Source organism: Pseudomonas paraglycinae (assembly GCF_021601625.1).
Taxonomy (GTDB): Bacteria; Pseudomonadota; Gammaproteobacteria; order Pseudomonadales; family Pseudomonadaceae; genus Aquipseudomonas; species Aquipseudomonas paraglycinae.
In genome coordinates, this window is sequence record NZ_BQHR01000011.1 from 30,282 (window position 1) to 49,637 (window position 19,356).

The 19,356-nt window shown below is 59.6% G+C and carries 15 protein-coding genes; 7 read left to right on the forward strand and 8 right to left on the reverse strand.

Going from position 1 to position 19,356, the window contains the following annotated elements; all coding sequences use genetic code 11:
- Positions 1 to 43: 43 nt before the first annotated feature.
- The gene (locus L6D82_RS17475; RefSeq protein WP_085745563.1) at positions 44 to 493 is read left to right on the forward strand and encodes a hypothetical protein; all 450 of its coding nucleotides are present in this window, start codon (positions 44 to 46) and stop codon (positions 491 to 493) included.
- 57 nt (positions 494 to 550) lie between these two features.
- Here the strand turns inward: L6D82_RS17475 and L6D82_RS17480 are convergent, their stop codons facing one another.
- From L6D82_RS17480 to L6D82_RS17490, 3 genes are all read right to left on the reverse strand, one after another.
- Positions 551 to 2,878, reverse strand: a complete 2,328-nt coding sequence (locus L6D82_RS17480; RefSeq protein WP_236190646.1) for an autotransporter family protein — start codon at positions 2,876 to 2,878, stop codon at positions 551 to 553.
- Between the two features lie 373 nt (positions 2,879 to 3,251).
- On the reverse strand, positions 3,252 to 5,378 hold the full coding sequence (locus tag L6D82_RS17485; RefSeq protein ID WP_102718703.1) for a hypothetical protein: 2,127 nt from the start codon (positions 5,376 to 5,378) through the stop codon (positions 3,252 to 3,254).
- Positions 5,379 to 5,533: 155 nt separating this feature from the next.
- The gene (locus tag L6D82_RS17490) at positions 5,534 to 6,334 is read right to left on the reverse strand and encodes a hypothetical protein (RefSeq protein ID WP_085745560.1); all 801 of its coding nucleotides are present in this window, start codon (positions 6,332 to 6,334) and stop codon (positions 5,534 to 5,536) included.
- A gap of 241 nt (positions 6,335 to 6,575) precedes the next feature.
- On the opposite strand from L6D82_RS17490, the gene L6D82_RS17495 reads away from it, so the two are divergent.
- The 5 genes from L6D82_RS17495 (at position 6,576) to L6D82_RS17515 (ending at position 11,832) form a co-directional block, all read left to right on the forward strand.
- Positions 6,576 to 7,601 carry a LacI family DNA-binding transcriptional regulator gene (locus tag L6D82_RS17495; RefSeq protein WP_102718702.1) on the forward strand — a complete coding sequence of 342 codons (1,026 nt, stop codon included), beginning with the start codon at positions 6,576 to 6,578 and terminating at the stop codon, positions 7,599 to 7,601.
- A 64-nt stretch (positions 7,602 to 7,665) separates the two neighbouring features.
- Entirely contained in the window at positions 7,666 to 8,448 is a 783-nt protein-coding gene (locus L6D82_RS17500; RefSeq protein ID WP_102718701.1) for a sugar phosphate isomerase/epimerase family protein, read from the forward strand.
- Positions 8,441 to 9,406 carry a sugar kinase gene (locus L6D82_RS17505; RefSeq protein ID WP_102718700.1) on the forward strand — a complete coding sequence of 322 codons (966 nt, stop codon included), beginning with the start codon at positions 8,441 to 8,443 and terminating at the stop codon, positions 9,404 to 9,406. The genes L6D82_RS17500 and L6D82_RS17505 overlap by 8 nt, the downstream gene beginning before the upstream one ends.
- Positions 9,407 to 9,543: 137 nt before the next feature.
- Entirely contained in the window at positions 9,544 to 10,842 is a 1,299-nt protein-coding gene (locus L6D82_RS17510) for an MFS transporter (RefSeq protein WP_102688049.1), read from the forward strand.
- Positions 10,843 to 10,863: 21 nt separating this feature from the next.
- Positions 10,864 to 11,832, forward strand: a complete 969-nt coding sequence (locus tag L6D82_RS17515; RefSeq protein WP_236190648.1) for a 2-hydroxyacid dehydrogenase — start codon at positions 10,864 to 10,866, stop codon at positions 11,830 to 11,832.
- Between the two features lie 125 nt (positions 11,833 to 11,957).
- Here L6D82_RS17515 and L6D82_RS17520 read toward each other — a convergent pair whose 3' ends face one another.
- The 4 genes from L6D82_RS17520 to L6D82_RS17535 form a co-directional block, all read right to left on the reverse strand.
- A complete protein-coding gene (locus L6D82_RS17520) occupies positions 11,958 to 13,145 on the reverse strand; it encodes a pyridoxal phosphate-dependent aminotransferase (RefSeq protein WP_134020210.1) in 1,188 nt (395 codons plus the stop codon).
- 41 nt (positions 13,146 to 13,186) lie between these two features.
- On the reverse strand, positions 13,187 to 14,812 hold the full coding sequence (locus L6D82_RS17525; protein ID WP_102688047.1) for a methyl-accepting chemotaxis protein: 1,626 nt from the start codon (positions 14,810 to 14,812) through the stop codon (positions 13,187 to 13,189).
- 223 nt (positions 14,813 to 15,035) lie between these two features.
- Positions 15,036 to 16,175, reverse strand: a complete 1,140-nt coding sequence (locus L6D82_RS17530; RefSeq protein ID WP_102688046.1) for a glycerate kinase — start codon at positions 16,173 to 16,175, stop codon at positions 15,036 to 15,038.
- 90 nt (positions 16,176 to 16,265) lie between these two features.
- Positions 16,266 to 17,390, reverse strand: coding sequence for a sugar diacid recognition domain-containing protein (locus L6D82_RS17535; protein ID WP_102688045.1), 1,125 nt, complete (start codon positions 17,388 to 17,390; stop codon positions 16,266 to 16,268).
- 171 nt (positions 17,391 to 17,561) lie between these two features.
- Here L6D82_RS17535 and L6D82_RS17540 point away from each other — a divergent pair, with 171 nt between their 5' ends.
- Positions 17,562 to 18,872: an MFS transporter gene (locus L6D82_RS17540; protein WP_236190650.1), complete on the forward strand. Its 1,311-nt coding sequence runs from the start codon at positions 17,562 to 17,564 to the stop codon at positions 18,870 to 18,872.
- Positions 18,873 to 18,928: 56 nt separating this feature from the next.
- On the opposite strand, the gene L6D82_RS17545 is transcribed toward L6D82_RS17540, so the two are convergent.
- A complete protein-coding gene (locus L6D82_RS17545; protein WP_102688043.1) occupies positions 18,929 to 19,300 on the reverse strand; it encodes a DUF6124 family protein in 372 nt (123 codons plus the stop codon).
- Positions 19,301 to 19,356: the final 56 nt, after the last annotated feature.

Sequence of the window (19,356 nt, forward strand, 5' to 3'; positions counted from 1 at the left end):
ATGGCCTTTGGATACTTCCCCAAAGTGAACGGAGATCCAATTCATGAACGCTGTGATCAGACGCACCAGTTTTGCCCCCGGTAATTTTGTGACCGCAAAAGCTTTCGCCAACGGTGGAGCCCCTGTCGCGGACTTCACTGCCTCTTCCCGACTGATTGAAACCAAAAAGGTCGGCCCTGACAAAATCGACGCGGTAGAGATAACCGCCATTGATCGGCCACCTTCGGGCACGAAAGCCAAAACAAACCCGGCACGTGAACTTACCCTGATCGTCCCCGATGGTTTCCCGATCGGGAAGCATGTCTTGACCAGCCGCTCTGACGTAGCCGTCAGCTATAAAGACGGCACTGCGATCAGTGAAGGCATTTCAGGTGACATCGAGATCAAGCCTGCGAGCGATCAAAAGAATGTCGCGGCCGATTTCAATGTGACGCTGGAGAACGCCGATGGCACTACCTTCCAGTTGAAGGGAGGTTTTCAAGTCTTGAAGTGATGCAGCCGCAGGCACAAAAAAGGGAAGCCATCGCTTCCCTTTTTAGTTTCCGTTCCCTCAGAACCTGTAATGCGCCCCCATGTTCACACCGAAGTCTTTGGTGACGTTGTCGCCCTTGCTGGTGTCCAGCTCCGCGTGCAGCTGCCAGCGGTCATTCAGGGTCCAGGATGCGCCGGCGGCCACTTCGAAGCGCGTGCCGGAAAGATCATTGTTGAACTTGTTGTCGTTGACCCGCACTTCGTTGGTTTTGACGAACTCATGTACGGCAGCCACCCGCACGTGGGGTTGCAGGACACTGCCATCCGCCAGTTTCATGCCTCGCCCTAAGTTCAGGCCCGCCTTGCCCAGCATGGAACGGGTTGTATCAGCGTCGACACTCAGACCATTGTCCAGACGAAAATCCTTGCCTTGCACCGAGGCTCCCTGCCATTGGGTGAACGGTTCGATGTAATAGCCATCCGCGAACTCAATATGCTTGCCGAACTCCACCGACGCGCTTGCACCCAGACTGTTGTAACTGCCTTTGGTTTTGGTGTTGTCACTCAGCATCACGTCGGCCTTGTTGCGAAAGTGATTGAGCTTGGCCACCGTGTCCAGGTAGTAACCGCTGTCGCCCAGCCAGGTGCCGTAAAGACCGAGTGAGGTGCTGCCGATTTCCCCGGAGCTGCCGCGGCTCAAATCCAGATCGGATTTGCTGTAACCGGCAAACACACCGAGCAGTACACGCTCGCCGGCGATTTGCACCGGCGTATCGACGCCCATCGAGAAACCATACTGTCGTTGTTTGTAACCATTTCCGTAAGCATTGTTACTGATGCTGTACTGGCTGCCGAAAGAGCGCACCCATCCGCCCGTTTGCCCGCCATTGACCCGCAAATCACCCATGCGGTTGTTCAGCAGAACCGTTTCGCCATAGGTCACTGTCGGGGCTGTACCGGCAATGGCCAATGCGGCGCGTGTCGGTGTGCTGACAACAGTCTTGTCCGGTTGCAGGAACCAGTCATCTCCCTTCTTCACCAGAAGATAAGTGAATGCGCCTACGTCGACACGGTTGTTCACCAGGCCGTACTGCGCGCCTGACGCCACGCTCTGCACCACTTTGATGGACGAGTCATTGACCGGATCAAGACCGGAACTGGTGACCAGCAACTGATGGTAGCCGGAAGCACTGCGCGTGACATTCAGCAGATCGCTGAGACCCTGATTGAAGTCGGTGCCCATCCGGAACGTGCCGTTGCCCGACAGGTTGGCGACGTTCAATTGAAAGTATTGCTGAGGAGTGCCAAAACTTACCGTGCCACCATTGCCCAGTGACAGATTGTTCACCGATTGGCTGCCAGTCATCTGCCATAGCGCCTGATTGTTGATCGCAAAATTGGCGACATTGTTCACCTGGCCGGTGAGCGTGGCAGCATTGTCCAGCGTCAGACTCGAAGCACTATTGGCAGAAGCATTGACGTCACCGTTCATGACGCTCTGATTGTTGATCGTCACCGTGGCGACGTTGTCGAGATTGCCGGTCAGGGTCGAGCCGTTGTCGAGCGCCACACTCGAAGCACCGAGCACATTGCCGGTCATGCGCGCCTGATTGTTCAACACCGCGGTCGTGACGTTTTGCAGATCACCGGTCAGCGACGCATTGTTCTGCAACGTGACATTCGCGGAACTGCCCGAAACCACCGTGACGTTACCGGTCAGGTCACTGTTCTCGACGAGGAATCCAGCCGAAGCACCTTGTCGGACTTCAAGCAACGTGTTGTTGCCGGCCACCAGCGTCGAACGGTTACGCACTTCGATGTCTGCCACTGTCGGGAAATTCGGCGCGTTGATGCCGACCACCAGTGCCGAGCCGGTCTGGCCTTCGACACGAGTGCCGTCCAGAATTATTTTGGTCGGGATAACGGCGTTCGCCTGAGTGTCAGTGCCAACCGTCACGCCATTAAGACCGCCGCTAATCGTACTGCCGGAGGCCGACAGTGAACCTTCCAGCATCCTGATCCCGAAGCTGTTGGCACCAGTGCCTTCGGCGGTGGAGTTTTGCAGACTGATGACGCTGAATCGGTTGCCCGCAATGCCCCCCGTCAAGCCCTGAACAACTGAGCCATTACGCAGCGTCACGCTTGAACCGCCTACGCTGTTGTTATTGCGTACTGCCGAAATGCCGATGCCAGTGGCATTGTTAACCGTTGAGTTGTCCAGGGTTGCGCTGGCGTTGACCAGTGAAATCCCCGAGACCGCTGCGGCGTTGACATTCGAGCCCGTCAGATTGATCAGGCCACCGGGATTGCTGTTCATTTCCAGTGTCGTGGCATTGGTGGCATTCAGGATGGCGTTGTCTTGAAGTTGCCAGATTTGCACCGGCGTCGTGCCGTCAATGGCAAGCATGGTACCCGCCGGAACGGTACCCGCCTGGGTGAGCGGCGAATTCATCAATAGGGGCAGCAGGGACAAAATTCCCAAGCTGATCGAGGTTTTCTGAAACGGGGTGTTCAATTTGGGCGACATGGTTGAGTCCTACTCGATTACATTCCGTGAGGAACGAGCGTCCGACTCAAACGAGTTGCGAGCCGGAACTGAAGCGGTCGCCAGACTACGGATAACTTTCCGAGGGATATGTAGGACTAATCTCCATCTTCGTACGACTTATCCCCTTGTCCCGTAAGAGCACCCGTATCTGACTTCGATTCCCACGATGGGGACGGTATTGACTGCCGTCCCCATCGCAGGAAACTTCACTCGAAGTACTGTTGATGCACGATCAAGGACGGTTCTGGTCGCAATACACCAGGCTCGAGTTCAAGAGCGCGACAGGGACGATGACCGACGCTGTAATGCCGTTGACCCCATACTCGATGTACGCATATTGAGTCGCCGGACGCTGGCCAGGACCGGGGCTCGGCAGCTGGATCGGACGGACATTGGTGTATGGCACGTTAAATTCCAGAGGGCCCGTTGCAGGCATGGGCTTGGAATCTGTGAATGGCGTGTTGGGTATCACCGTCCCGCCAGCTCCGTTGGTCGTCCGCCCCTCAAATTTTAACGCAACCGTTGCACCTGTCGGGATGTTGGCATCCCGCTCGACCCTGATCCGCAGTCTGCGTGTAGCCTCATACGGCGGCATCGGTCCGTTCGCGACAGCCGGGTGATCCAGACACGGGCAGTTGACGGACATCAAGAAGCTCTCGGGAACCACCGCACCGGTGGGGGTTCTGAAAGCCGAAACGACAATCTTCGGCGCCGGCAGATTGATCACGATCGCTGTCACGTTGACACGCGTAACAGGCGTCTGCGTCATCGCGTTTGAACTGCCGGGGTAGGAGACAACAATGTAGGCCTCGCGCGCGGTAGCGCCGGTGCCGTTCCCTTCCAACAGAATCTCGGCCCAAGGCAATCGCGTGGTGACCCTCGTCGCGCCAACCTGCACGCCCACAGGCGGACCCACTTGTTTGCCCTGATAGAAGAACGTGACGATTTCTCGACCGGTAATCGGCCGCAGAGGATTTGTCCACAAGTTCCAGATCATGGTTGCATCAAGACCGGCCTGAGCCGGGCCAAGCGTGTTGGGTGCAGGCACAGGCGTGCCGCCACCCTGAACGATCACCGGGATGGCATTGGGGTTTTCCAGTTCAGGAAGGTTCGGCTGCTCATCCCCGGCGTATGCAAAATCGACAGTAGCAAATTGCTGAGGCGTGGAAACCGGATTCGGTGTAATCGTCGAGCGAATCAATTCGTACCAGTACTCGACCTGCTCTTCGGTGTCCCGGTTAGGGTCGCCGAAGACCACCGCCCAAAAGGCGTAATCAATCACGAATTTCAGCGGCCCGGCAGTGCCTGGCGCCGGGATTGTCTGTTCCGCAAGATCATGGACAATACCCTTCGAATCCATGATATGCGGCAGGATTCGGTCATCTTGCAACGAGTTGGTCGGGAAATCGATCTCCATTACCACTGCATCTGGATCAGATTTGAATGATGCGAGCGTAATGGGCGTCTGACCGTTGATACCGGTCGCCGGAATCCTTGGAATACCCAGCACCGGGGCCGGTGCGCTGACCCGATTGAACAGCAGCGTGATGGACGCGTTGTTGCTGATATTGCCCGCGGCATCCTCTAGGTTGTAGGAGTAAAAATACGCGCCATCCTTCAACGCTTGCAGAATGACCAGTGAAATATTGATAACGCCGTCAGGCCGCACCGGCAAATCTACAACAACAGCGCCCTCACCTTGCATGCCGGTGAATGTGGTGAGTTGGGAGATGAAGAAGTTGACCAGATCAAGGCCTGGTTCGAATTTTGTCCAGCCCGTTGGAATGGTGATGTTCAAGCCGCCAGCGTTGGCAGGGTTGTTCAACCAATCGTCATCGATGACGGTTGGCAAACCTGTCAGGCTGATCTGCGGCGGCCGATTGCCGGTGCCATTGCCAGTGCCGGGTTGGCGCTGCCATTGTGCAGTCAGGTCGATGAGGATCTCGAGATGCGGTTGAGAGTTGTCGAGGTTCCCGAATGCGTCAATGATAACGAACGCTGCAAAAAACTTGTTGTAATCCCCGCTAGCCGAGAACTTGTCGACGAAGATACTGAGCTGCGTGTCGGTCCGGTCAAAACTGACCGGAAAAGTCCAGTCACCTCCTGGCTGGCTGGCTTTAAGCTTAGTGTCCACTAAATAAGTCGGATCTCCCGGTATCAGCTGCGCCCCTTCCGGAAAGATATACAGTTGAATTTGGTGCGCACCATCCGGAGTTTTGTCATCAACGTCCGCCAACTGAAATGTCACTTTTTTATCAACTTTCAGTTGCTGATACGTCAGTCGACCATCTGCCAACTGATCCACAATCGTTGGCGGCAACGCCAGAGCACCACCACCCGTTTTAACCTGCATATTCATGTTCGTGAACTCCATCGATGAGTGTGTTGTTGAACCATCAACGTTGTTTCCCAATGAAGAATTTCGCGACTGCAGGCTGCATGTTCCTGGGATTGACGTTCTGCCAACGTTTTGTTGGATCTATCGCTTTTCACTGCTTTTTTGGACTGCTTGATTCAAGGACCGCAAGGCGGTTTCCCGGAAAGGCGCCTGTCGATCTTCACGAATTCCGGATATGAACTGGCCAGCGCAACACCGTTTCGGTAGTGGGTGTAGGTGCACATCGCAGATCCGAATTCGATCGGTTTGATGTATTGGACGTAGTAGCTACTGTCGAGTCTGAAATCGAACCCTTGGGGAGAGGTCGCTTCCTGTTGCGACAGCGTTTTTCGAATTCGTAGCGCCGTGCCCGGAATTGGGTTGACACCGTTCAGGCTCGTGCAGCCTTCCCAATTCAGTACGCACTCATCATTCGCCAGAAACGTTCCCGGTTGCGCCGGAACCCGCACGACCACCACATCCCAGATCGCCGGGAATGTTAAACACATGAGCCAGCCCCAAAGGTTCGCGTCGGGATAAACCACCTCTTTCAATTTGACCGGAACCGGGCGCTTGAGGATGAACACTTGCGGTATCGAGTCATCTTCATTACTGGTGTCGCCGGAGGTCACCCGGTACCTCAACGTGATGTCGCCTGTCTGTTGCAAGTACTGCGCAGGCAGGTGGATCGTGCCCGGAAAGACCACCGGAACCGGAAACAGGTTGTTGTAGAAACGCGTCTCGGATATTGCCCCGGGCTCAAGTATCCAGATCTCCAGCAAATCACTTTTGCCGGGGATGATCGAAGGTGCAACCCACGGCGACATGCGCAGTGTGACGCCGTTGATATGCGCATCCAGAGGCAGCACTTTGTCGGCACCCACCCCTTCGATGGTCAACGGCAAGGCGAATGTCCCGATGGATTTTTTGGCGCTCATCCACTGTTCTCCAGAGGCGTAAAAAACACTTTGCTTCGGAAGAAATTAAACGCAGTAACCGCGCTTTCGCCTACTGTCAGATCTGACAGGTTTGATGACCGCTGGTCGGAATTGACCTTCAGCTGTTTCTGATTCAGACCTTCTCGGGCTTGACGAAGCGATGGTTAATGCGGTTATCTGAAACCGGTTTCAGCCTTGCCGCGCTGACTCGAACAATTCCAATAAAAAGGCTTTTTCAACCGTGAACGATTTCTCCGCCGCCCAGCGCAGCCGCGTGACCATGCTCGATGTCGCCGAACACGCTGGCGTGTCCAAGGCCAGCGTCTCGCGCTTTATCGGCGATGACCGCGCCCTGCTCTCCGATGCCATTGCCCAGCGCATCGAGCAGGCGATTGCCGAACTCGGCTATCGCCCCAATCAAATGGCCCGTGGTTTGAAACGCGGCCGCACCCGCCTGATCGGCATGCTGGTGGCCGATATCCGCAACCCTTATTCGATTGCCGTGATGCACGGGGTGGAAACCGCCTGCCGCCGGCACGGTTACAGCCTGGTGGTGTGCAACACCGACCGCGATGACGAGCAGGAACGCCAGCACCTGGCGCTGCTGCGCTCGTACAACATCGAAGGGCTGATCGTGAACACCCTGGGCCATCATCGGGATGAGCTGGATGGGCTGAAGCGGGAAATGCCGCTGGTACTGGTGGATCGCAAGGTCGAGGGGCTCGACAGTGACATGGTCGGATTGAACAACCCGCAGGCCATCGAGATGGCGCTCGAACATCTTCAGCAGCGTGGCTATCGCAATGTGCTGCTGGTGACCGAACCCTATGACGGCACGAGTTCGCGGATCGAGCGGGTCAGCAGTTTTCAGCAGCAGATTGGTCAGCGCAAAGACATCCGTGGCGCGGTGCTGGAAACCGGTTCGAGTCTTGCGAACGATCTTCAAACCTTTTTGAACGCACCTGATTCGGGCCCGAAAGCCCTGTTCTGCGCCAACGGCGTGGCGGCGCTGGCTTGCACCCTGGCCTTGCGCGAGATTGGCTGCCGGTTGTTCGAGGATGTCGGGTTGATCGCGCTGGATGATCTGGACTGGTATCCGTTGGTGGGCAGCGGGATTACTGCCCTCGCTCAGCCGACGGAGGAGATTGGTGCGCGGGCGTTTGAGTGCTTGCTCAAGCGGTTGCGTGGGGATGATGAAGCGGCGCGGACGCTGGATTTTGCACCGGTGCTGATTGAGCGCGGTTCGACGCGCAGCAAGGCGGAATAAGGCCCTACGGGGCCACCCAAAATTTTTTGAACAAAAATGAAACCGGTTTCAGAGGTAGATAACAATGAATAAACCTGCCGTTTCCATCAGCCTCTCCAGCTACGGTGCCGACCTTGTTCGCCGTCGTGGTCAGGCTTCGTTCATCGAAGTGCTGGCCGCTGCCGGCGCCCATCGCATCGAATGGCGCGAAGAGTTGCTGACCAACGAAGTCCCGGAACAACTCTCCACCGCCACGCAAGCCCAAGGCCTGCAAAGCATCTATTCCTCACCGACCGAACTGTGGCTCGCCGGTCAGTCGCGGCCCAATCCGGAACTCATCACCGCGCTGCAAAACGCCGAAGCGTTCGGCTCGAAGTGGCTGAAGGTCTCCCTTGGTTTTTTCACCGACAACAACGATCTGCAGACGCTGGCGCAAATCCTTGCGCAAAGCCCGGTGCAGTTGCTGGTAGAAAATGATCAGACGCTGCACGGCGGGCGGATCGAACCGTTCCAGCGCTTCTTCGCCGCCGTCGAGCAACACAACTTGCCAATCAAGATGACTTTCGATATCGGCAACTGGCAGTGGCAAGACCAGTCCGCCACCGGTGCCGCTCGACTGTTGGGCCGTCATGTCGGTTACGTGCATTGCAAAGCCGTGGCCCGCCGTGCCGACGGCAAACTGGTCGCGGTGCCGCCCGCTGCCACTGACCTGCATCTGTGGGAACAACTGCTGCGGCACATGGCCCAAGGGGTCATGCGCGCCGCCGAATACCCGTTGCAGGGCGATGATCTGGTGCAACTCACCACCGAACACGTCGCCGCCCTCGCCCGCCTCGGCCAGTCTCGTCTGGAGCCTGCTCATGTCTGAGATCGATATTCTGTCATTCGGCGAAACCATGGCCATGTTTGTTGCTGAACAGAGCGGCGATCTGGCCTCGGTCGAGCAGTTTCACAAGCGGATTGCCGGGGCGGACAGCAACGTGGCCATCGGACTGTCTCGACTGGGCTTCAAGGTGGCGTGGCTGAGCCGGGTCGGTGCTGATTCGCTGGGACGATTTGTCGTTGAAACCCTGGCCCGCGAAGGTCTGGATTGCAGCCATGTCGACGTCGACAACGCGCACCCGACCGGTTTCCAGCTCAAATCGCGCAACGATGACGGCAGCGATCCGACGGTCGAATACTTCCGTCGCGGCTCGGCGGCCAGTCATCTGTCGCCGCAGTCGATCACCCCGACGTTGTTAAGCGCCCGGCACCTGCACGCCACCGGCATTCCGCCGGCGCTGTCGGCTTCGGCGCGGGAAATGTCCCGTGAACTGATGACCCGCATGCGCAACGCCGGGCGCAGCGTCTCGTTCGACCCGAATCTGCGTCCGAGCCTGTGGGCCAGCGAGCGAGAGATGATCCGCGAGATCAACCGCCTCGCCGCCCTCGCCCACTGGGTGTTGCCGGGGTTGAGCGAAGGGCGACTGCTGACCGGGTTTGAAGACCCGGCGGATATCGCCGCGTTCTATCTCGATCAGGGTGCCGAAGCGGTGGCGATCAAGCTCGGGCCGCAGGGTGCGTATTACCGCACGCATCTGGATCAGGGTTTTGTCGCCGGGGTTCCGGTCGAAACCGTGGTCGATACGGTCGGTGCCGGGGATGGGTTTGCGGTGGGGATGATCAGTGCCCTGCTGGAGCATCAGAGCTTTCCCGAAGCCGTCAGACGCGCCAACTGGATTGGCAGTCGTGCGGTGCAGAGCCGTGGCGACATGGAGGGTTTGCCGACCCGATCCGAACTCACCGCTGATCGTTCCCATGCTCCTGCGTGGGAATGCAGCTCGTGACGCTCTGCGTCACATGGGACGCGGAGCGTCCCCGGAGGCATTCCCACGCGGACGGTTCGACGCCTCGACGTGGGAACGAGCAAGCAATAAACCATTGAACCTGCTGCGACAAAAACAACAAGCTCAGGAGCAAGACCATGAAAACCGCAACCCTCGCCACCCGCCGCTGGTGGTACATCATGCCGATCGTGTTCATCACCTACAGCCTGGCGTACCTCGACCGCGCCAATTACGGCTTCGCTGCTGCCTCCGGGATGGCCGCCGACCTGATGATCACGCCGGGCCTGTCCTCGCTGCTCGGCGCGCTGTTCTTCCTCGGTTACTTTTTCTTCCAGGTGCCCGGCGCGATCTACGCGCAGAAGCACAGCGTCAAGAAGCTGATCTTCGTCAGCCTGATCCTCTGGGGTGGGCTCGCCACGCTGACCGGCGTGGTCTCCAACGCCTATTGGCTGATCGTCATCCGCTTCATGCTCGGTGTGGTCGAAGCGGCGGTGATGCCGGCGATGCTGGTGTACCTGTGCCACTGGTTTACCCGCGCCGAACGCTCGCGGGCCAATACCTTCCTGATCCTCGGCAACCCGGTAACGATGCTGTGGATGTCGGTGGTTTCGGGCTATCTGGTGCAGCATTTCAGTTGGCGCTGGATGTTCATCATCGAAGGCTTGCCGGCGGTGCTCTGGGCATTCATCTGGTGGAAGCTCGCCGATGATCGTCCGGCCCAGGCCAAGTGGCTCAGCGAGCAGGAAAAGCACGATCTGGAAAGCGCGCTCGCTGCCGAACAGGTCGGCATCAAAGCGGTGAAGAACTACGCCGAGGCCTTCCGTTCGCCGAAGGTGATCATTCTGGCGCTGCAATTTTTCTGCTGGAGCATCGGCGTCTACGGCTTCGTGCTGTGGCTGCCGTCGATCCTCAAGGCCGGTGCGCAGATGGACATGATCGAGGCCGGCTGGCTGTCGGCCCTGCCGTATCTGGCGGCAGTGATCGGCATGCTGCTGGTGTCGTGGGGCTCGGACAAACTGCAAAAGCGCAAACGTTTCGTCTGGCCGCCGCTGCTGATTGCCTCGGTGGCGTTCTACGGCTCCTACGCTCTGGGCGCGGAGCATTTCTGGTGGTCGTACACGCTGCTGGTGATTGCCGGCGCCTGCATGTACGCGCCTTACGGGCCGTTCTTCGCCATCGTCCCGGAGATTCTGCCGGCCAACGTTGCCGGCGGCGCCATGGCGCTGATCAACAGCATGGGCGCCCTCGGTTCTTTCGGCGGTTCGTATCTGGTCGGTTACCTGAACAGCTCCACCGGTTCGCCCGGCGCTTCGTACCTGTTGATGAGCGGCGCGCTGATGCTCTCGGTGGTGCTGACGATTTTTCTCAAGCCCGGCGCCAGCGACCGGGTGACGGCCAAGCGCGTCGCACCGCGTCCGCTGCCGGCCCATTCCTGAATTGATAAAGAGATGACTGCGATGAAAAAGCAGGTTGTGTTGTACAAGAAACTGTCGCCGGCGCTGATGGCGCGCCTTGAGGAACAGGTCGACGTGACGCTGATCGACAGCCTCGACGCGGACGGTGTGATGAAGCTGCGCGACGCCCTGCCCGCCGCCCAAGGCCTGCTCGGCGCCAGCCTGAAACTGGACGCGGCGCTGCTCGATCTGGCACCGAAGCTTGAAGCGATTTCCAGCGTCTCGGTGGGTGTCGACAACTACGACATCGATTACCTGACCCGGCGCAAAATCCTGCTGACCAACACCCCGGACGTGCTCACCGAAACCACCGCCGACACCGGTTTCGCGTTGATCCTGGCCACCGCCCGGCGGGTGGTGGAGCTGGCGAACATGGTGCGCGGCGGTCACTGGCACCGCAGCATCGGCCCGGCGCATTTCGGTACCGATGTGCATGGCAAGACGCTGGGCATCATCGGTATGGGGCGAATTGGCGAGGCGTTGGCGCAGCGCGGGCATTTCGGGTTCGGGATGCCGGTGATCTATCACAGCCAGTCGCGCAAACCGGCGGTTGAAGAACGTTTTGATGCGAAGTACCGCAGCCTGGAAAATCTGTTACAGGAGGCGGATTTCATCTGTCTGACCTTGCCGTTGACGGCGCAGACTGAAGGTTTGATTGGCGCGGAACAGTTTGCGCTGATGCGGCCGGACAGCATCTTCATCAACATTTCCCGGGGCAAGGTGGTGGATGAGGCCGCGCTGATCGACACCTTGCGCCATAACCGGATTCGCGCTGCGGGACTGGATGTGTTCGAGCGTGAGCCGTTGAATCATGACTCGCCGTTGTTGCAGCTGAACAACGTGGTGGCGACGCCGCACATGGGCTCGGCGACCCATGAGACGCGCGAGGCGATGGCGCGGTGTGCGGTGGAGAATCTGTTGGCGGCGTTGGCCGGTGAAAAACCCGCCAACCTGGTGAATTCTCTCCACTGATGATCGTTCCCACGCTCTGCGTGGGAATGCCTCAAGGGACGCTCCGCGTTCCAGCTCTGGAAGGGACGCGGAGCGTCCCGGGCTGCATTCCCACGCGGAGCGTGGGAACGATCAGGAGGAGACCCTCAGGCGCTGCGCACCTGGAGAAGCTGCGCAGCGCACAGTGCAATCCGCGAACACGCATCCGCCAGTTTTACTCTATCCACCACCAGCCCGATGCGAATATGCCCCGCCGCACTCGGCCCGAACGCTTCGCCTGCCAGCACCGAAACCCCATAACCCTCCAGCAATCGCTCGGCAAAATCCTGCGCGCCGAGCCCGGTCTGGCGCACGTCGACCATCACGAACATCCCGCCATCCGGTTTGATCGGGTACAACCCCGGACAACCACGCAACCGCTCGCACACCAGATCCCGACGCAACCGGTATTCCTCGCGCATCTGCGTCACTTCCGGCAGATCTTTCTCCAGCGCGATCTGCGCCGCTTTCTGCACAAAGTCCGGCAGACCGAACAACATGCTCAGCGACAGATTTACCAAATGCTCGGCCAAGGGTTTCGGCCCGATCATCCAGCCGATCCGCCACCCGGTCATCGCATGGGATTTGGACAGACTGTTGATGGTCGCGGTGCGCTCGGCCATGCCCGGCAGGCTCGCCGGGCTGACGTGCTCACCTTCGTATAACAATTCGCTGTAGACCTCATCGCTGATCAGCCACAGGTCATGGCGGATGCACAACGCCGCCAGCTCTTGCCAGATCAGCAGCGACAGACTCGCACCGGAGGGATTGTTGGGACTGTTGAGCAACATGGCTCGCGTTTTCGGAGTGATCCGCGTCGCGACATCCGCCGGATCGACCCGGAAACCGTTTTCCGGGCGAACCGGCACCGGCACCACGGTTGCGCCACAGGCACCGAACACACCTTCATAAGTCACGTACATCGGTTCGGCGACGATCACTTCATCGCCCGGATCGAGCAGACACTGCGCCACCGAATACACCGCGCATTGCGCGCCGGGCAGCACGATCACATGCTCGGCATCGACGTCCTGGCCGCTGCGTTGCCGATGGTGCTCGGCGATGCGCCTGCGCAACTCCAGCCGGCCGCGCACTTCGGAATAATGGGTATCGCCCGCCAACAGGCTGTCGATGGCGCCGTGGATGATCGGCAGCGGCGTATCGAAATCCGGATCACCCACCGACAGCAGCAACACATCGACCCCTTCGGCGCGCAGCTCCAGCGCTCGGTCGTGAATCCGCCAGGCTGCTGCTCCCTCCCCGGCGATTCGTTGGGTCAAGGCTGAATAGCGCATGTACGTCTCCTGATTGCGCGGTCTCCAGCCTTCACCCTAGGTCAAATCACAAAGCGCGCCACCATCGCATTCAAATCCACCGCCAGACGCGACAGTTCGTGGGTCGCGGCGCTGGTTTGATTCGCGCCGGCAGCTGATTGGGTGGCCAGGTCGCGAATGTTGACCAGGTTGCGATCGACCTCGCGGGACACCTGCGCCTGTTCTTCCGAAGCGCTGGCGATCACCAGGTTGCGTTCGTTGATCTGGTGGATCGATTGGGTGATCTGCTCCAGCGCGATGCCGGCGGCACGGGCCATTTCCAGAGTCGACTGAGTGCGCTGGTTGCTCTGTTGCATCGACTCGACCGCTTCGCCGGTGCCGTTCTGGATGCCGGCGACCATTTTTTCGATTTCCTGGGTCGACTGCGCGGTGCGATGGGCCAAGGCGCGAACTTCATCCGCTACCACCGCGAAGCCACGCCCGGCTTCACCGGCACGGGCGGCTTCAATGGCGGCGTTGAGCGCCAGCAGGTTGGTCTGTTCGGCGATGGCGCGGATCACGTCCAGCACCTTGCCGATGTCGCGGCCCTGAGCGGCCAGGCCTTCAATCATTTGCGCGGTGTTTTGGACGTCGTGGGTCATGGTCTGGATCGCATCGACGGTTTTCACCACTTGGTCGCGACCTTCACGGGCGGCGTGGGTCGACTGGTTCGAGGCTTCGGAAGTCGACACCGCGTTGCGTGCGACCTCTTCCACCGCAGCGCTCATTTCGTTGACGGCGGTGGCGGCCTGTTCGATTTCGTCGTTCTGCTGTTGCAGACCACGGGACGCTTCTTCGGTCACGGCGCTGAGCTCTTCGGCGGCGGCGCCCAGTTGCGTAGCGGAGCCGGCGATCTGTTCGATGGTCTTGCGCAGGTTGGTCTGCATCGCGGCCAGCGCTTCAAGCAGGCGCGCCGGTTCGTCCTTGCCGTCGATTTCGATGACTTTGGTCAGGTTGCCGCCGGCGATGGTTTGCGCGGCAGCGACCGCGCGGTTCAGCGGGGTGACGATGCTGCGGGTCAACAGCCAGGCCAACAGCACGGTCAGCAACGCGGCAATCACGGCCACGGCGACGATGCCGGTAATGGCACTGTTGTAATACTCACCCGCCTGAGTGGAAGCGGTCTTCGCGTCGGCGGCATTGATTGCAATCAGCTTGTTGAGCTGTTCGCCCATCTTGTCGGTGCCGTCCTTGATCTTCGTGTTGATCAGGGCGCGCATCTCGTCGAGCTTGTCCTGGCGCGACAGCTCCATCATCTGGTTCTGCGCTAGCACATAGTTGTCGAGAGTCGTCGAAAACTCCTGATATAACGCGCGTTCCTCCGGGCCGGCCGGCAGGACTGCGTAACTGGCCTGGGCAGCGCGCACCTTGTCCACCAGCACACCGATGCGGGTCTGGGCTTCCTGCAAACCAGCCGGTTCGCGGTTGACCAGAATGCGGAACGACAGAATGCGCAGACGCAAGACGTTTTCCGTGACCACGGCGAGTTGGGTGACGCTTGGCAACTGCGTCGAGTCCATCTCCAGGGAAGCCTGACGGATGATCGACATGCGGTTGACGGCGAACACGCCAAGCACGATCACCAGCAAGGCAATAAAGGCAAAACCGAGGAAGGCACGGGGCGCGATATTCAGATTACGCAAGGACATAGGAGGACTCTCGGATGAATGAAACTACGAGCGTCCATGCCGTGATCACTGGCCCTTGGGGCGGGCTTCAGTCCGGCGTCACTGTTTTAAGAAGTCTTGTGTGCGCCTGACTTCTGTATCGGCCAGGCTTGAGGAAGATTGCGGGGAAAGATGAAATATTTTTCAAAGTGTTGCGGGTGTTTCAGCGGTGAAACACCCTTCGCTTCAGATGATGACTGACAGGTCAGGCTGGAGCTGCCATACCCCATACGCGAGCAATATCTGTTGCACGTTCACGCAACAGGCGCGGGGCTTCGGCGCAGGCTTGTTCCAGGGACATCGGGCCGCTGGTGACCGCGAATGCAGCGTCGATGCCGTGATCGTAGAGCGCTTGATAGCCCTCGCCCAACGTACCGGCAATGACGATTACCGGTACGCCGTGTTGCTTGGCGATCCGCGCCACGCCAAACGGGGTTTTGCCGCGCAGGGTCTGGGCATCGAAGCGCCCTTCTCCGGTAATCACCAGATCTGCGCCCTTCACTGCGTCGGACAGTCCGACCAGTTCTGCGACGACTTCGACACCGGCCTGGAAGCGTGCGCCGAGAAACGCTTTGGCGGCAAAGCCCAACCCACCTGCGGCACCACTGCCCGGTTCATCGCGTACGTCCTTGCCCAACGCCTGCGCGCAGAGTCCGGCGAAGTGGCCGAGGGCCTGATCCAGTTGTTGAACTTGCGCCGGTGATGCGCCCTTTTGTGGGCCAAAAATCGCCGAAGCGCCGTGGGGGCCGCACAGTGGATTGTTGACGTCAGCGGCGATGTCGAAACGGACGTAAGCCAGACGCGGGTCGAGTTCGCTCAGGTCCAGACGTGCGAGTTGCGCCAACGCCAATCCGCCCGGCACCAGAGCTTGCCCTTGAGCATTCAGCAGTTTCACGCCCAGCGCCTGCATCGCGCCGGCGCCGCCGTCATTGGTGGCGCTGCCGCCGATGGCCAGAATGACGCGTTGTGCGCCGGCATCCAGCGCAGCGCGGATCAGTTCACCGGTGCCGAACGTGCTGCTGATGCACGCATCACGCTGCCCCGGCGGCACCAGTTGCAAGCCGCTGGCCTCGGCCATTTCGATGATTGCGGTGTGGTTATGCGGCAACCAGCCCCACGCAGCTTCAACTGCTGCGCCCAACGGGCCACGCACGCGGGTGCGGCGCAGTTCGCCTTCGCACGCGGCGAGAATCGACTCCACCGTCCCTTCGCCACCGTCGGCCATCGGGCATTTGACCAGCGTCGCCTGCGGCCAGACCTGCGCCAGGCCCAGCGCGATGGCTTCTGCAACGCCTTGGGCACTCAGGCTGTCCTTGAACGAATCGGGGGCGATGACGATTTTCATACGAATTCTCCAGTTCCAATGCCCTCATGCTGCCAGTCGCCTTGTGCGTTGACGCCTGTCCGCTGCACAAGTTGGATTGGCGTTTATTGTTCATTTCGACAAATCGTCAGTCTGCGGCAGCAATTGCACCCCGAGATACAACGCCAGCATGCCATCGAGTTTCAGCGGATCGACCCCGCTCAACTCGGCAATCCGCTCCATCCGGTAACGCAGGCTGTTGCGGTGAATGCCCAAGGCATCGGCGCAGGACTGGCTCTGCCCGTCGTGATCGCACCAGCTGCGCAAAGTCGCGAGCAACTGGCCGTTGCTGTCTTTGGCGATGACCTTGCGTAACGGTTTGAGCAGTTCATCCAGTGCATCATCGTTGCGATGACGCCAGAGCATGACCGGCAAACGATAGCGATTGAGGGTCAGCAGGCGTGAGCGCGGCAGCACTTCGCGGCCATAGGCGAGCAAGTCGCCCACCCTTCGATAGCAACGGCGCAACCCGGCCAGCCCATCGGCCTGCCCGCCCACTGCGATGCGCAGAATGTTCCAGCCCAGACCATCGAGTTTTTCCAGCAGGCGATCATGCTCGACGTTCTGACTGGCCGGCCGGCACCAGAGCAGCGACGACTTGGCGGAACTCACGCACCAACTGTCGGGGTAGCGCGACAACAACCAGGCACTCAGCGCCTCGACGGTTTGCCCCGGCCCGTGTTCCAGGCCCAACTCGAACAGATACGGCACCCGCGTCAGTTGCGGTTTGAGCCCGAGTTGCTGGGCTTCATCCACCAAACGCGGCGAATCCCCCGCTTCACTCAACAGCAGCGCGAGCAAGTCATCGCAACGCTGCCGCCGCCATTGCTGTTCGGATTGCTGGTTGCGCTGGCCCACCAGCATTTCAGCGGTCATGCGCACCAGTTCGGCGTAAGTGCGCAGCTGCTCCGGCTCGCCGGTGATGCCGAGTACGCCGATCAAACGCTGATCGAGCAACAGCGGCAGATTGATCCCCGGCTGCACGCCTTTCAGATGCACCGCCGTCTGCGCGTCAATCTCCACCACCCGCCCGTTGGCCAGCACCAGTTGCGCGCCCTCGTGGCGGGTGTTGATCCGCTCCGGCTCGCCGCTGCCGAGAATCAGCCCCTGGCTGTCCATGACGTTGACGTTGTACGGCAAAATGGCCATGGCCCGGTCGACGATATCCTGGGCGAGGTCGTGATCGAGTTCGAACATAAGGGCTGGAATCCTTGAAAACAGGCGCGGACGGTTGTTCACCCGCACAGGGTCTGGCAGCAAACCCTGTGCTCAGGCACAAAGACAATCCGGCCAAAGGTGGCCGAGACTCTCAGGGCGATCAACGTTACCCTTTGCATCGCAAAAAATCATAATAAAGAGAGAGCCGCCATGTCGCAGAGCGCCGCTGCCGCCCAGACCATCGATGACGATAAAAACGCCGTCTACAAACGCATCACCCTGCGTTTGATTCCCTTCATCTTCATCTGCTACCTGTTCAACTACCTCGACCGGGTCAACGTTGGATTCGCCAAACTGCAGATGCTCGACGCGCTGAAATTCAGCGAAACCGTGTACGGCCTCGGGGCCGGTATCTTCTTCATCGGCTACGTGCTGTGCGGCGTACCGAGCAACCTGGCCCTGACCAAATTCGGCCCACGGCGCTGGATCGCGCTGATGATGATCACCTGGGGCACGCTGTCGACCTGCCTGCTGTTCGTCACCACACCGACCGGGTTCTATACCCTGCGCCTGTTCACCGGCGCGGCTGAAGCCGGGTTCTTCCCGGGCGTTGTGCTGTATCTCTCGCAGTGGTTCCCGACTTTCCGCCGTGGCCGGATCATGGCGCTGTTCATGTCGGCGATCCCTGTTTCGGGTTTGCTCGGCAGCCCGTTTTCCGGCTGGATCCTCAATCACTTCGCCGCAGGGCAAGGTGGCCTCGCCGGTTGGCAGTGGATGTTCCTGCTGCAAGGCATTCCGACCGTGGTCTTGGGCGCACTCGCCTACTTCCTGCTCAGCGACAACTTCGCCAACGCCAAGTGGCTGACCCCTTACGAGCGTTCGGTGCTGGAAGCGGATCAGGCCGAAGACCTGGCGAACAAACCGAAAACCACCTCCGATTCGCTGATCGCGGTGTTCAAGAACCCGGCCATCTGGGCGTTTGGCCTGATCTACTTCTGCATCCAGAGCGGCGTGTACGCGATCAACTTCTGGCTGCCGTCGATCATCAAGAACCTCGGCTTCAGCGACAACCTGGTGATTGGCTGGTTGAGTGCGATTCCTTACCTGCTGGCCGCCGTGTTCATGCTGGTAGTAGGTCGCTCGGCAGACCTGCGTAAAGAGCGTCGCTGGCACTTGGTGGTGCCGATGTTGATGGGGGCTGTCGGCCTGCTGATCGCGGTGAACTTCGCGGCGAATCCGGCAATTGCGATTCTCGGCCTGACCATTGCGACCATGGGCGCGCTGACCGGTCTGCCGATGTTCTGGCCGGTGCCGACTGCCATGCTGAGCGCGGGTGCTGCGGCGGGTGGGTTGGCGTTGATCAACTCGATGGGGCAGATGGCCGGGTTCCTGAGCCCTTACCTTGTGGGTTGGGTGAAGGACAGCACCGGGTCGACGGATGCGGCGTTGTATCTGCTGGCGGGGGTGATTGTTGGCGGGAGTCTGCTGGCGTTGCGGATGACGCGGACGTTGCGGGCTTAAGCCTTAGTCGAAATACAGAAACGGCCCTTTTCGGGCCGTTTTTCTTTTGGATCTAGCTACAGCGGTGCTTCAGTCTTGAGTTCCAGATTATCCAGCGCCCGGTTCACCGCCAGTTCACTCAGCATGATCAGTTGGGCAATGCCCAGCAATACGTGCCGCTGCGAGCCGTCCACCAGTCCGGCGAAATCGGTGGCCATGGTTTTGGCGCAGGTCAGGGTTTCAGAGGCGTCGGCCAGCAGTTCTTCACTGTCGATGCCGGGGGCGATGAGGTAGCGGGTGTTGGGTTTGAGCAGCGGTTTTCTGGGGAGCAGCGGATTGAGGTAGTGGTCGAGGGCGCGTTCGGCGGCTTCGTGGAAGGTCTTGGAGTCGAGGGATTCGTAGGGCGAGGTGGTGTCGGCTTCGGGTGGGTTGGGTGTTGGTTTGATCATGGTGAAACTCCTAAGGCGCTTATTGGAGCCACCACACTCGCTACCAAACGATGGTG